Genomic DNA, 13,688 nt, shown 5'->3' with positions numbered 1-13,688 from the left:
AATGCCGGGCTGCCATGCAGCCTGCAGGGCGCAGCCGTATCCTGCGGCCGTGGCCCGGCCCTGCCTTTCTCTATTTTTTGATGAACAAATACAATTATGTTTCCTGAAATTATCTCTGCGCGCGATGTGCGCAAAAGCATCGACGGGTTCGTGGACCATCTGGTCACCAATTACGCCGATGCCCTCAATGCCATGTCAGAGCCTTTCCTGCATGCGCTGGTCTGGCTCGAAAAAGTCCTGCGTGGCGCTCCCTGGTGGAGCGTACTTATTGTTGCCGTCCTGATCGCCTTCGCGGCCAGCCGTCGCGTGGTTTTCTCGCTGCTGATGGGCGCGCTGCTGGCCATGCTGGGTGTGCTCGGACTCTGGGATGCAGGCATGCAAACCCTTTCGCTAATGATTATGGCAACTGCCATATCCATCATTATCGGGATCCCGCTGGGAGTGATTACGGCCAAGTCCGATCCGGTGCGATCGGTCATGCTGCCCATTCTGGACGTAATGCAGACCCTGCCCAGCTTTGTTTACCTTATTCCCGTTGTCATGCTTTTCGGCCTTGGCAAAATCCCGGCAATTATTGCAACTGTGATTTATGCGGTCCCGCCTCTGATCCGGCTGACCGACCTGGGCATCCGACTGGTCGACCGCGAAGTGCTTGAAGCATCGCGAGCATTTGGCGCATCCTCATCCCAACAACTGTTTGGCGTCCAGTTGCCACTGGCGCTGCCGAACATCATGGCCGGCATCAACCAGACCACAATGATGGCCCTTTCCATGGTCGTTATCGCCTCCATGATCGGTGCGCGCGGCCTGGGCTATGAAGTACTGCTTGGCATCAACCGCCTTGAAGTGGGCCGCGGTCTGCTGGCAGGACTGGGTATCGTCATCCTCGCGGTACTTTTTGACCGCATCACCCAGTCTTATGGAAAACGAAAAAATACAGGCGGTGCACGATGAGTAAAATTGAAGTCAAAAATATCTACAAAATCTTCGGCAAAGAGCCGGAAAAATGGATTGACGCAGTCAAGCAGGGCATTACCAAGGAAGAACTGCTTGCCAAAAGCGGCCACACACTGGGCCTGAAAGACATCAGCCTGAGTATCGAGGAAGGTAGCATCCATGTCATCATGGGACTGTCGGGTTCAGGCAAATCAACGCTGATCCGACACTTCAACCGTCTGATCGAACCCACCGCAGGCCACATACTGGTGAACGACACCGATGTCGTCACACTGGGCCGCAAGGAGCTAGAAAAGTTCCGGCAAAATACCATGAGCATGGTATTTCAGCGCTTTGGCCTGCTGCCGCATAAAACCGTGCTGGACAATGCTGCCTACGGCCTGTCGATCCAGGGGATAAGCAAAGCCCAGGCCCACGACAAGGGCCGATACTGGCTCGATCAAGTGGGTCTGGCCGGCTTTGAGAATCAATATCCTCACCAACTGTCGGGAGGCATGCAGCAGCGCGTCGGTTTGGCGCGCGCACTGGCTACCGACGCCGATATTCTGCTGATGGACGAGGCATTTTCGGCCCTGGATCCGCTGATTCGCCGTGAAATGCAAAACCAGTTACTTGAACTGCAGGCCAGACTGAACAAAACTATTGTGTTCATTACCCACGACCTGGACGAAGCGCTGCGCCTGGGTAACCGTATTGCCATTCTCAAGGACGGCCAGTTGATTCAGGAAGGCACGCCCGAAGACATTCTGCTGTCGCCTGATAATGAATACGTCGCTGCCTTCCTGCAAGACGTGAACCGCGGCAAGGCCCTGAATGCCAGTCATGCCGTCAACGCGCCCCGGCTGACGCTGACCATGCGCGCGCGCCCAGTCCACGCCATCGAACGCATGAAACAGTACGACTACAAATTTGCGCCTGTCCTGGACGGCAAGGCCTTTGCCGGCCTGCTGCGCCTGTCTGCGGCCGAAGACGCGGCCCGTGACGGCTTGCGTGACATTTCCTCGAAAGTGGAAGAAGCCCGCACCGTATCGGCCGACACCAATCTGGATGAAGTGCTCACCCATATGCTGCAGTCTACGGCGCCGGTGGTGGTGACAGATGAAAACGACGAGTTCGTTGGCGTCATGTCCCGCGCCAGGGTGGTCGAGCTCGTCAGCCCCGCCATCGAAGGGGGCAACGGCAACAACGGTGACGATGACCAAAACCCGGCAGATGCCACTAAGACTGACACAGCGACACCTAACGATAAAGCGGCCTCGCAAGGCACTGTCGGCTCCCATACAGCCGTGCCGGACGATGAACCGGAGCCGCCGGAAGGTGCCATCGAACTGGACGAGTCATTGAAAAACAAACCGGAAAAAGCACCTGGCCATACTCGCTGAACCACAGCTTTCTGACCCGTGGCCTATTGAGTCACTGACCCCGCAAGCGATTGAATCACTGAGCGCGGGGTCACGCTGAGCCAGTTTTACTCAAAGGCCCGCTCATCCCAGGGACTTACCCCAGACAAGCTGCCAGGCAATCGTCCACATGGTGATACCCACTATCACATCCAGAATTTTCCAGGCAGCAGGCTTTTTAAATAATGGCAGCAGCAGGCGCGCGCCATATCCAAGAGAAAAGAAAAAGGCAAGCGAGGCAGTGATTCCGCCAGCCGCAAAGAGCCAGTGCTGCCCGGGGAATCGCGTTGACACCGATCCAATAAGCAATAGCGTATCCAGGTAAACATGCGGATTCAACCAGGTGAGCGCCAGGCACACCAGTAGCGTTCGCTTCAGAGACGGCGCGTCAATCTTGCTGTCCTTCATGGCGGCGTTTTTGGTTAACGCGGCATGAAAATGGAGCAGACCGTACACAAACAGAAAAAGCGCGCCGGCGTATTTGATGATAGGCACAATATCGGCCGCATGGCGCGCCACCACAGAGAACCCCAACACCCCGGTCAGTATCAGGGCTGCATCAGACAGACTGCACACCAGACAGACCCAGAAGACGTGGCTTTTGCGCAACCCTTGTTTCAGGACAAACGCATTTTGCGATCCGATCGCAAGAATTAGGGAACCACTAAGAAACAGCCCGGCCAGGTACGCACTCATACAGCAATAACTCAATTGGAATACGACCGCCGATGTGTTAAAAAGGAATCAGTCGCTATGATGACAAAAAGGTGACGAATAATATACTGGGTACTGTCATACATGCGTCACAACTGGTTGTTGTAATAAGAGTCATTCCCGACCTGTACTTATGGCCTGACATTACTTTGTCTGAACATCCTACTACTCGCTACCGCACAATCTGGATCTCCGATGTCCATCTGGGCACCAAGGGATGCCAGGCAACCGCGTTGCTGGATTTTCTGAAGCACACGGAATCCGATACCCTGTATCTGGTCGGTGACATTATCGACGGCTGGCAGCTCAAAGGCAAGTGGTTCTGGCCGCAGTCGCACAACGATGTTATCCAGAAAATACTGCGCAAATGTCGACAAGGCACCCGGGTCGTATTCGTTCCCGGCAATCATGACTCATTTGCCCGACATTATGTGCAGCAGAACTTCGGCGGCATTGAAGTGGTCGAGGAAACCGAGCACGTGACCGCCGATGGCAAGCGCCTGTGGATACTGCATGGTGACCGCTTCGATGGTGTCGTGCAATTTGCGCCGTGGCTGGCCTATGTGGGCGACCACCTCTATGCGGTCGCACTCACCTTCAATATGTGGCTCAATGGCGCGCGGGCACGCATGGGGCTCGGATACTGGTCGCTGTCGCAATACCTGAAGCAGAAAGTCAAGAACGCGGTCAGCTACATCTCGGCGTTCGAAGACGCAGTCATGCAGGAAGCGCGCAAAAACAATTATGATGGCGTGGTCTGTGGCCACATCCACAAGGCCGAAATCCGCGAAGTGGACGGCATTTTGTATTGCAACGATGGCGACTGGGTAGAAAGCATGACCGCACTCGTCGAACATGACGACGGATCACTGCATATCGTGACCTGGACGCCCCCGGCAGTGGAACGCGAAAGGAAGCCCAGACGCAGCCGCCTGCGCGATGCTGTCGTGGCTGCGCCACGCGTGGACACGCCGGCAGCCGATCCGGTCGCGCGGTCAGCCACCGAACAGGAAAGCAATCTGCCGGTTCAAGAGGAAGATGCCGACAAGGAAGACGTGCGCAGCGTCATTCAGGCCTGAAAACGGCCATTATCAGCCAGCTCAAATGGTTCCGAAGCGCTCGCATGCCCGCCGCAGATGCGCACGATCCCGTCACCGGGGCGACGTCGCGCCGGGTCAATGCAGTATCCGTGCGGGGCCTGACCCATCAGGGTCGCAGCTTATAACCGGTGCGGAACATCCAAGACACCACCAGCGCACACAACAGCAGAATGAACAGGATGGTGAACAGGCTGACGTAATGATCAACATCGGCTATGCCATAAAAGCTCCAGCGAAAACCGCTGATCAAATACACCACAGGGTTAAACAGCGCCACTTTTGACCAGATGCCCGGCAGCATATTAATAGAATAGAAGGCGCCGCCCAGGAAGGTCAGCGGCGTAATCACCATGAGCGGGATAATCTGCAGCTTCTCGAAGCCGTCCGCCCACAGTCCGATAATGAAGCCGAACATGCTGAATGTGATCGCTGTCAGAATCAGAAACAGCACCATCCAGAATGGATGCTGAATATGGTACTCCACAAAGAAGCGGGCCGTGATCAGGATCAGCACTGACAGAATCAGCGTCTTGGTTGCCGCCGCCCCGACATAGCCCAGAATCACCTCGAAATAGGAAACCGGGGCCGACATGATTTCATAGATGGTGCCTGACCACTTGGGCATATAGATGCCAAAGGAGGCGTTCGAGACGCTTTGGCCCAGCAGGGCCATCATTAGCAGCCCTGGCACAATAAATGCGCCGTAAGATACCCCGTCAATTTCGCCCATGCGCGAACCGATAGCCGCGCCAAACACAATGAAATACAGTGCCGTAGACAACACCGGCGATGCGATACTTTGCATGAGCGTGCGAAACGCGCGCGCCATCTCGAACTTGTAAATTGCTTTTACGCCATATAGATTCATGAATCTTTCCTTACCAGACTCACGAAAATATCTTCCAGTGAGCTCTCTCTCGATTGCAGGTCCTTCAGTTCGATGCCAACCTCTCCCAGCTGGCGCAACATCTCGGACAGGCTTTTACCGGTGTTATCTTCGGCTTCCTTGTTATAGGTGTACACCAGCGTGCGACCGTCTGCCGACAGGGTCAACGGATGCGCCGACATAGCCGGTGGCAATGTATCCAGCGGCTGGGTCAATTGCAGATGTAATTCCTTTTTGCCCAACTGCCCCATCAATTGTTCCTTGTCCTGAACCAGAATAATCTCGCCGTTATTGATAACCGCAATCCGGTCGGCCATATCTTCGGCTTCTTCAATGTAGTGCGTGGTCAGAATCACGGTCACGCCCTGCTCACGCAGTTTACGCACCAGATTCCACATATCGTGGCGAAGTTCTACATCGACGCCGGCTGTCGGTTCGTCCAGAAACAAAATCGAGGGCTCGTGCGACAAAGCCTTGGCAATGAGTACACGACGCTTCATGCCGCCCGACAGGCTAAGTATCTTATTATCCTTCTTGTTCCACAAAGACAGGGCCCTGAGCACCCGTTCAATATGTTCCGGGTTGGCCGGCTTGCCAAACAAGCCGCGGCTGAACGAGACGGTATCCCATACCGTCTCGAACGAATCGGTAAACAGCTCCTGCGGAACCAGACCAATTTTCGGGCGAACTCGACGATAATCGCGCTGCACGTCGTCGCCATCGACCAGGATCTTGCCTTCGGACGCATTGACCAGGCCAGTCACAATCCCGATCAGGGTTGTTTTGCCTGCGCCGTTGGGACCCAGCAAGGCCAGGATTTCGCCACGACGGATGTCCAGACTGACGTTTTTGAGGGCTATAAAACCGCTTTTGTAGGTTTTACCCACCCCCTGGATGGATACGACGATATCGCCACCATCACTACTAGTGTGAGAGTTATTCACGCAATAACCTATTTGAAATATGCACAATTGAATATGTGGAGAAACACAAGTATAAAGAATTCCGACCGAAGACAAGCGATTGCGGTCAAAGACGGTCAGAGTAAAAATATGAATAAATGAAACAAAACCCCTATTTTAATTTCTCAATCCGATACACTTGTCTTAACCCACAATAGATGAATGGACATAAGATCATGGTCGAAATCGCAGGCAGCAAGGGCTATGCAGAAAAGGCACAACGGTTTGCTACTGACTACGAAAGCGTCACATTTGAAAAAGTGCATAATCCAGTTCGCGGCTTTTACCCGGGCCCTCCGGCGACCGTACTGGATATCGGCGCCGGCACCGGCAGAGACGCCGCCGCGCTCTCGGCGCTGGGCTACCAGGTCGATGCCGTCGAACCGACCGCAGCCATGCGGGAACAGGCGCGTTTGCATCATGCCGAGGCCACCATTAACTGGATTGCAGACAGCCTGCCGGAGCTCACCCTGGTACGCGCCAGTGGCAAGCGCTACGACCTGATCCTGCTGACGGCGGTGTGGATGCATCTGCAGGAGCAGGAACGGCTGCCTGCGATGCAGCATTGCGCGGGGCTACTGGCGCGTAACGGCATTATGTCGATGTCTTTGCGTCATGGCCCCGTTCCGGCAGAGCGCCACATGTTCGACATACCCCACGAAGAAACTATCGCGCTTGGAAGTGCCTGCGGGCTGCAACTGCTTTATCAGAAAAGCTATAAAAACGACACACTGGGTCGCAACGATATCTCCTGGAGCTACGCCGTCTTCAGGAAATAACGTTTGGCGGGCGCCAGCAGACTGTCCCGGAATGATCCGGATGCAGGCGGCGGCCATCGTGCTCACGCTCCCTGATATATGTCCACGCCACCTGTCGGCCTGACTCAGTACTCACCGTGGTCAGTACGCGCGAATACAGCCCTGCCCCATCGGGGCGAAACGCCTCCAGCAGATCAATCCGCGGCACATCGCGCTCTGGACGATCAAACTGCATCAACTCGCCTTCGATCAAATCCCAGTCGCCGTCGGGCTTATCATCCGACCCGGGCTCACACTCGAACAAGGCATCGATTTCGGGCCTGTCGCTGCCACGCGCCAAAATGGCCTCGCGATTGATCTCCACCATCGGATAACCTTCATCGCGGTCCAGGTGATAGATCCGCCCCCATAGCCACGCTTTTTCCCGGTGTACGGCCATGGAGCAGTGGCGTTCATAATTGCAACAGCCCGATTTCAGGGTTCCATACACAAACAATTGCATCGCCCGGGGCACCTGCGCGGCCATCGTCATTTCCATTAACCCCAGTAACCCACGCCGCGCGCCATCATGGCGGCGGCTAAAACAATTAACACCACACAGGTCAGTTCATAGTGAATCAGCTTGCGAATCCGCTTGATCACCGCAGGATCCAGCACCGGCTCACGCCCGCGATTCACGCTCTTGCGCCACGAAAGAAACGTCATGGTCGGATAAACAGAGAGTATGCCCACTGTAATAAACAACAGCAATTTGACAATAAAGGGAATGCTGTGGAAATAGTAAGGCGCGCCCTTTTCGAAATAAATCACGCGCAAGAACCCGACGATCACGAGCAACATGGCCGAGGCGCCATAAATGGCATCTGCGCGCAAAATGCGGCGAGCGCGTTCAATACTGATACGATCCTTGATCAGCACCAGCTCAATGGCTAATGCCGCAACCAGCGCGAAAGCCAGGACGTGATGCAAAAAGGCAAAAAGAAGAGTCATGGTCCGAACCCTTGTAAATGGACATAACGAGTAACCGCTATAGGTTCTGCCCTGTAAACGACTGCCCACAGGCGCTGATCTTGTCTGGCACAGGATAGCCGCCGCCCGCCTGTGCGCCATCATCTGCCAGTGTACGTCATTACTGTAATAGAAAATACCACTCTCATTCAACTGCTAATATCGCCGCAGCGCAGCACGCAAAACGTTATTCCAGCATGAGGCTTGCCTGAGCTGGGGCGGCCATTAGCTCGCCGAAGTGACTGTAGCGACTACCAGTCTGCGCTGACAGTGATATTGGACCCGGGATTCAGATTATCGAAACTTCGCGACAGAAAGTTCAGCAGCAACGTCATTCGAGCCGTGGTATGGGGTTGTTCCCTGTACACAGCGTAAATATCGGCATTTGGCGTATTGAAATTGGGAAGCACCTGTATCAGGCGGCCGCTGCGCATGTACCGGGCGACGTCCCATTGCGCTCTCATCAGGACACCATGTCCGTCCAGCGCCCATTGCACGCCGACATACCCGTCATTGGTCATTAAATTACCGGACACTGGAATTTTTCTGTGCTTTTGCCACTGCTCAGTATCCATTCTGAATAAGGCTGCTCGTCCTGCTTGATGACAATACAGTTGTGCTTAAGCAAGTCTTGCGGCATCGCCGGCGTTCCGGCACGCGCCAGATAGGCCGCTGAAGCCACCAGCAAACGCCGGTTTTGCGCAAGCAGGCGTGTCTTGAGCATTTGATGCAGCGGCTTACCAAATTGAATAGACACATCGAACGCATCATCGCTCAAGGCAGGGGGAAAGGGGGTCAGAAACAGCTGGATCGTGATGGCCGGATATTTCTTTATGAATCTGGAGACCAGCGGCTGGATATAGCTTCTGCCGAACCCGAGCGTCGCATTAAGACGAATCAGCCCCTCAGGTTCAGACTTGAGCCGGAACATGTCCCGATCCAGTGATTCGATCTGTGCCAGGATGTTTCTCGCATGATCCAGATATACCAGGCCCTCTGCGGTCGGACTCATGCGTCGCGTGCTGCGATTGACAAGCGTTATACCCAGGCGTTTTTCCAGTTGAATCAACCGCTTGCTCGCTGCCGAAGGCGTAACGCCCAGGCGTAGCGCAACGGCAGAAAGGCTTCCAGCAGTCATAAGCGCATCAAAAAAATACAAATCAGCGGAATGGCGAGGGTCCTTTTTCATTCATTTTCAACTTTCAGGCATAAATCCTATGAATATTGTCGCATTTTAGCATCGACAAATATTTCTAGAATAAATGCAGTTTCTTCAGATCAGGATAAGGAAAGATGAGATCGTACAAAATTGCATGTATACCCGGTGATGGTATCGGTAAAGAAGTTATTCCCGCAGGCCAGACCGTGCTACAGGTACTGGCTGACGTCCTTGAGCAGTTTTCATTTGAATTTACGGCATTTGACTGGGGTGGTGATTATTATCGGCAGCACGGCGTCATGATGCCTGAAGATGGGCTTGGCGACCTTCATGACAAGGACGCGATCCTGTTCGGATCGGCCGGCGACCCCGATATTGCCGACCACATTACCTTATGGGGTCTGCGGCTGAAAATATGCCAGGGGCTTGACCAATACGCCAACGTGCGCCCTACCCGTATACTGCCAGGCATTGACGCTCCCTTGAAACGCTGCGAGTCCAAGGATCTGGATTGGGTTATCGTGCGCGAAAACAGTGAAGGCGAATATTCGGGTGTTGGCGGCCGGGTCCATCAGGGCCATCCGCTGGAAGCCGCAACCGATGTGTCCGTCATGACCCGTGCCGGCGTCGAGCGCATCATGCGCTTTGCCTTTGCACTTGCGCAATCGCGCCCCCGCAAGCTACTGACGGTGATCACCAAATCCAATGCCCAACGCCACGCCATGGTCATGTGGGATGAAATTGCAATTGAAATTTCAAGAGAGTATCCCGATGTCGTCTGGGATAAGGAACTGGTGGACGCGGCTACTGCCCGGATGGTAAACAAACCTGCCACACTGGACACCATCGTGGCCACCAATCTGCATGCAGACATATTAAGCGATCTGGCGGCGGCGCTTGCCGGCAGCCTGGGCATTGCGCCTACCGGCAACATAGACCCGGAACGCCGCTACCCGTCGATGTTCGAACCGATTCACGGATCCGCTTTTGACATCATGGGAACAGGTCTGGCCAATCCGATTGGCACGTTCTGGTGCGCAGTGATGTTGTTATCTCATCTCGGCGAAGATCGCGCCGCTGGCCTGCTGATGCAGAGCATAGAAAAAGTGACGGCCGACACCTCGCTGCATACCGGCGACCTGGGTGGAACAGCGACAACGGCGCAGGTTACTGATGCGGTTTGCAGTCACATCCGCAGACTTGGCAAAGCACAGAAAGCGGCATAAAGCCGACGGTGGAGGAAGACATGCTATTTACACAAACAATCAAACAACCTTGCACATCGCTGCGCAAAACCGGCTTGCTGGCGTTGACCCTATTGACCTGCACGACGCTGATGACCATGCGTACCCCGGCCGCGGCCCAGACCTATCCGACGCAGCCGGTCAAACTCGTAGTCCCGTTCCCTGCTGGTGGCACAACAGATGTGCTGGCGCGCGCACTGGGCCAGAAACTTGCCGAAAAAATCGGCCAGCCCGTGATTATCGAAAACAAACCCGGTGCCGGTGCCACCATTGGTGCGGAATATGTGGCCCGAGCCAAGCCGGACGGCTACACCTTGCTGATGGGCGCAGTTCATCACACCATTGCCACAACGTTCTATTCTTCACTGCGGTACGATTTTCAAAAAGACTTTGCGCCTATCACAACGGTTGCCATGGTGCCTAATGTACTGGTTGTGAACAATAAGGTCGGCACAACATCAGTAGCAGACCTGATTGCGCTGGCCAAGCGTGAGCCGGGAAAACTGAGTTTCGGCTCAAACGGCGTAGGCACCGGCCAGCATTTGATTGGTGAGCGCGTACAGCTGATGTCAAACATCAAATTGCTGCACGTTCCCTACAAAGGCAGCGGCCCGCTGACGACAGATTTACTGGGAGGCCAAGTGGATATGTCGTTCGATACAATCACAACAGTGCTGCCCTACATTAACGAAAAAAAGCTCACAGCGCTTGCCGTGACTACTGGCAACCGTTCCCCGGCATTGCCCAACGTACCCACGCTTGATGAGTCAGGCCTTAATGGGTTTGACGCCGGCACCTGGTTCGGCATCCTCGCTCCCAAAGAAACGCCTGAACAGACGGTGTCGTACTTGAACAAAAGTCTGGTGCACATTATTCAGTCGGATGACTTCAAAAAAGACATGGCCAAGATTGGCGCCGAAACTATAGGCGATACCCCTGCACAAATGGGCACGCGGATTGCCGATGATACCGGGCACTATGCAGAGCTGGTCAATAACTTGAAACTAAAAGCGAACTAAACGCTGCTATGTCGGCTCAAGCAAGAAGGCTGCATGTAAATGACGCAGCCTTTTTGCGGGGCACAACACGCGCAAGCCTTTATGTTATTGCCGATGCCGATGTGATCGCGTGTGCAATTGCAACTACGACTGCAATTGGCATTGCGATTCGCTCACAAAAATCGGCGCCTTCAGACAGCAAACCGGCGCACGTTAGCCCTCAATAAATTAATCGCCCGCCTCGCCTTGCACCGTTACGACAATAGTGCGAGGGCCGCCATGGTTGCGATGCTCGCATAAGTAAATGCCCTGCCAGGTACCAAGATTGAGTGAACCATCCGTGATCGGAATGGTCAGTGCACATCCGAGGATACTGTTTTTAAAATGCGCCGGCAGATCATCACTGCCTTCATAGGTATGCGTGTAATAAGGTTCGTCTTCCGGAACCAAACGATTGAAATAATTTTCAAAGTCGTCCCGCACGGAGGAGTCAGCATTTTCATTGATCGTGAGCGATGCCGAAGTATGTTTGAGAAACACATGCATGATGCCCACGCGCAGGCCGGATAAGCCCGGGACCTGGTGCACAATCTCATCGGTCACCAGATGAAACCCTCTGGGACGCGCTTTCAAGTGAAATTCTTTCTGGATCCACATGCGCTATTCTTTATAGATGCAATATTCAAAAAAAGGATGCCTTGATTGCAAATGCGAAATGAAACAAAGGCCCTTGCGACATCCATTTTGATGCCATTCTACATTAGTTATCGCATCAATCTAAGCCGTATATGTCAAACGCGCTTTATGCGCCGGGTCATTACTGCTCAGGGAACACACGCAGGGCAGTGGCGTCCCGACCTACGAATAATGCCGCATATCAACTCGCCCTGCTGGCAGATTTCTCACGTCCCATCAGGGCTTGAGCAGCAACCAGATGGCCCCGTCGGACCCGCGCGGCCAGGCATGTGTCCGAGCCAACCGAGTCGTAAACAATATTGGCCCCCCTGTCGTTGGTGAGCTGGCGCACCCACTCCATGAAATTTTCCTCGCGAGACAAAATGGTATGCGCGCACCCTAAGGCGCGCGCCTGCTCGACTTTTTTCGCAACCAATCGTTTCTATCACGGTAGCGCCCAGCTTACTGGCCAGTGGCAAAGAAACTGCCCTGCCCGCCGCCGATGGCAGCGTGTACAAGCATGGTGTCACCCGGCTGAACTTGATGAACGTGCCACAACCGCATTTTGACTGTCAGACCCTTAAGCAGAACCGATGCCGGCAGTCAATACAGAGACGGAGCGTCAACCGGGCGGGTTTTGAAGCGACGGTGCAGCCACATGTATTGGTCCGGCGCGCGCATAATCTCTTTTTCCACGACTTTGTTCATATAAGCGGCGGCGGCAATTTCATCCTCTACGGGATAGTCTTTAAGTTCGGGCTGGATAAGCAAATCGTAGCCACCCGCATTCGGGCGGCGGATCAACACCACGGGCACCAGCGCCGGTTTTGCCAGCCGTGCCAGCATATAAGGAGCGCTGGTCGTGGCCACCTGGTCAACGGCAAACAGGGGGGCAAAGACGCTGCCGCTACGCCCGTAATCCTGATCAGGGGCCAGCCACACAGCTTCTCCCTGTTTGAGTGCACGCACCAATCCACGCAAATCCTTGCGATCAATCATTGCCTTATTCGAACGCATGCGGCCTTCGGTCTGCGCCCATTCCATTGCCTTGTTATTATGCGGTCGATAGGTTGCCATCATCGGCTGGCACAGCCCCATCGCGCGGCCACCGAGCTCCAGCGACATCAGGTGCACGCCGATCATCAGCGCACCGCGCCCATTCCCTTGCGCCCGCTTCAGATGATCCAGTCCGGAAACATCAAACCAGCGTTTTACCCGCCCATCCGACCAGAACCAGGCCATGCCGGTTTCCAGCAGTCCCATGCCGAGCGACTCAAAATTGGCCCGCACCTTTTGCTCACGCAGCGATTCATTCATCGTCGGAAAGCAAAGTTCAAGATTGCGGCGGGTAATGCCAACCCGGCGCTTCAGAAAGCGCATGGAACAGCGGCCCATCCAAATACCCAGCCGATGCAGCATCGGGTATGGCAACTGAACCAACAGGAAAAGCACGCCCAGCCCAAACCATGTGAGCCAGTAACGGGGGTGCAGAAAAGCGATTTCAAATTTTCGAGAATACTTCATAGGGATTCCTTGGTGCGTCCGAGTAGAAGAACAGTAACGTCTAAGGAAGCCACTCGATAGCAGTACTCTTAGTCTGACACCTGCACGCAGGCATCGTTCCTTTCTGTCATCTGCTGAAATGGAATACGGCTATGAAGAGGAAAGAGAGGGCGTGTTGTGAAGAACGTGCAACGCCAACAAGCGGACAGTTGTGCACGGCGTTCGTAGAAACAGGATACCACAGGGTGTGACCGTACAATGCCCACTGCAACGGACTGATTAGGATACCCTCGCGCGACTGATGAAAAGCAGGCGCACGAGCCG

The 13,688-nt window shown here is 54.5% G+C and carries 14 protein-coding genes and 1 pseudogene; 6 read left to right on the top strand and 9 right to left on the bottom strand.

Annotation, left to right across the window (positions count from 1 at the left end; translation table 11 throughout):
* Positions 1-96: 96 nt before the first annotated feature.
* The gene (locus tag CAP48_RS03295) at positions 97-954 is read left to right on the top strand and encodes a proline/glycine betaine ABC transporter permease (RefSeq protein WP_100694557.1); all 858 of its coding nucleotides are present in this window, start codon (positions 97-99) and stop codon (positions 952-954) included.
* Positions 951-2,339: a glycine betaine/L-proline ABC transporter ATP-binding protein gene (locus CAP48_RS03290; protein ID WP_100694556.1), complete on the top strand. Its 1,389-nt coding sequence runs from the start codon at positions 951-953 to the stop codon at positions 2,337-2,339. The genes CAP48_RS03295 and CAP48_RS03290 overlap by 4 nt, the downstream gene beginning before the upstream one ends.
* A gap of 102 nt (positions 2,340-2,441) precedes the next feature.
* Here CAP48_RS03290 and CAP48_RS03285 read toward each other — a convergent pair whose 3' ends face one another.
* Positions 2,442-3,053, bottom strand: coding sequence for a LysE/ArgO family amino acid transporter (locus CAP48_RS03285; protein ID WP_100694555.1), 612 nt, complete (start codon positions 3,051-3,053; stop codon positions 2,442-2,444).
* Positions 3,054-3,187: 134 nt separating this feature from the next.
* Between CAP48_RS03285 and CAP48_RS03280 the strand changes: the two genes are divergently transcribed.
* Positions 3,188-4,150 carry a UDP-2,3-diacylglucosamine diphosphatase gene (locus tag CAP48_RS03280; RefSeq protein ID WP_369806320.1) on the top strand — a complete coding sequence of 321 codons (963 nt, stop codon included), beginning with the start codon at positions 3,188-3,190 and terminating at the stop codon, positions 4,148-4,150.
* Positions 4,151-4,277: 127 nt separating this feature from the next.
* Here CAP48_RS03280 and CAP48_RS03275 read toward each other — a convergent pair whose 3' ends face one another.
* Positions 4,278-5,039, bottom strand: a complete 762-nt coding sequence (locus CAP48_RS03275; RefSeq protein WP_100694554.1) for an ABC transporter permease — start codon at positions 5,037-5,039, stop codon at positions 4,278-4,280.
* Positions 5,036-6,001 carry an ABC transporter ATP-binding protein gene (locus CAP48_RS03270; protein ID WP_242444305.1) on the bottom strand — a complete coding sequence of 322 codons (966 nt, stop codon included), beginning with the start codon at positions 5,999-6,001 and terminating at the stop codon, positions 5,036-5,038. Before CAP48_RS03270 ends, CAP48_RS03275 begins: the two co-directional genes overlap by 4 nt.
* 194 nt (positions 6,002-6,195) lie before the next feature.
* Here CAP48_RS03270 and CAP48_RS03265 point away from each other — a divergent pair, with 194 nt between their 5' ends.
* A complete protein-coding gene (locus tag CAP48_RS03265; protein ID WP_100694553.1) occupies positions 6,196-6,798 on the top strand; it encodes a bifunctional 2-polyprenyl-6-hydroxyphenol methylase/3-demethylubiquinol 3-O-methyltransferase UbiG in 603 nt (200 codons plus the stop codon).
* Here CAP48_RS03265 and CAP48_RS03260 read toward each other — a convergent pair.
* From CAP48_RS03260 to CAP48_RS03250, 3 genes and pseudogenes are all read right to left on the bottom strand, one after another.
* Positions 6,788-7,303 (bottom strand): gamma-glutamylcyclotransferase, encoded by a 516-nt coding sequence (locus CAP48_RS03260; protein ID WP_161495186.1) that lies wholly within the window; start codon positions 7,301-7,303, stop codon positions 6,788-6,790. The two genes, CAP48_RS03265 and CAP48_RS03260, sit on opposite strands and share 11 nt — an antisense overlap.
* Before the next feature lie 11 nt (positions 7,304-7,314).
* A complete protein-coding gene (locus CAP48_RS03255; RefSeq protein WP_100694551.1) occupies positions 7,315-7,767 on the bottom strand; it encodes a DUF2214 family protein in 453 nt (150 codons plus the stop codon).
* A gap of 269 nt (positions 7,768-8,036) precedes the next feature.
* Positions 8,037-8,923 (bottom strand): annotated as a pseudogene (locus CAP48_RS03250) (LysR family transcriptional regulator).
* Positions 8,924-9,078: 155 nt separating this feature from the next.
* Between CAP48_RS03250 and CAP48_RS03245 the strand changes: the two are divergent.
* Together CAP48_RS03245 and CAP48_RS03240 are read left to right on the top strand one after the other, a co-directional pair.
* On the top strand, positions 9,079-10,170 hold the full coding sequence (locus CAP48_RS03245; protein WP_100694550.1) for a tartrate dehydrogenase: 1,092 nt from the start codon (positions 9,079-9,081) through the stop codon (positions 10,168-10,170).
* A gap of 20 nt (positions 10,171-10,190) precedes the next feature.
* Positions 10,191-11,207: a Bug family tripartite tricarboxylate transporter substrate binding protein gene (locus tag CAP48_RS03240; protein ID WP_369806316.1), complete on the top strand. Its 1,017-nt coding sequence runs from the start codon at positions 10,191-10,193 to the stop codon at positions 11,205-11,207.
* A 207-nt stretch (positions 11,208-11,414) separates the two neighbouring features.
* Here CAP48_RS03240 and CAP48_RS03230 read toward each other — a convergent pair whose 3' ends face one another.
* From CAP48_RS03230 to lpxP, 3 genes are all read right to left on the bottom strand, one after another.
* Positions 11,415-11,843, bottom strand: coding sequence for a secondary thiamine-phosphate synthase enzyme YjbQ (locus CAP48_RS03230; protein ID WP_100694548.1), 429 nt, complete (start codon positions 11,841-11,843; stop codon positions 11,415-11,417).
* A gap of 220 nt (positions 11,844-12,063) precedes the next feature.
* A complete protein-coding gene (locus CAP48_RS03225; RefSeq protein WP_100694547.1) occupies positions 12,064-12,297 on the bottom strand; it encodes a zinc-binding dehydrogenase in 234 nt (77 codons plus the stop codon).
* A 167-nt stretch (positions 12,298-12,464) separates the two neighbouring features.
* Complete coding sequence (gene lpxP, locus CAP48_RS03220) at positions 12,465-13,385, bottom strand: kdo(2)-lipid IV(A) palmitoleoyltransferase (RefSeq protein ID WP_100694546.1); 921 nt, start codon at positions 13,383-13,385, stop codon at positions 12,465-12,467.
* Positions 13,386-13,688 lie beyond the last annotated feature (303 nt).

Source organism: Advenella sp. S44 (assembly GCF_002810445.1).
Taxonomy (GTDB): domain Bacteria; phylum Pseudomonadota; class Gammaproteobacteria; order Burkholderiales; family Burkholderiaceae_B; genus Advenella.
Note: the sequence above shows the minus strand (reverse complement) of the source record. Positions and strands in the feature narration are given on the sequence as shown.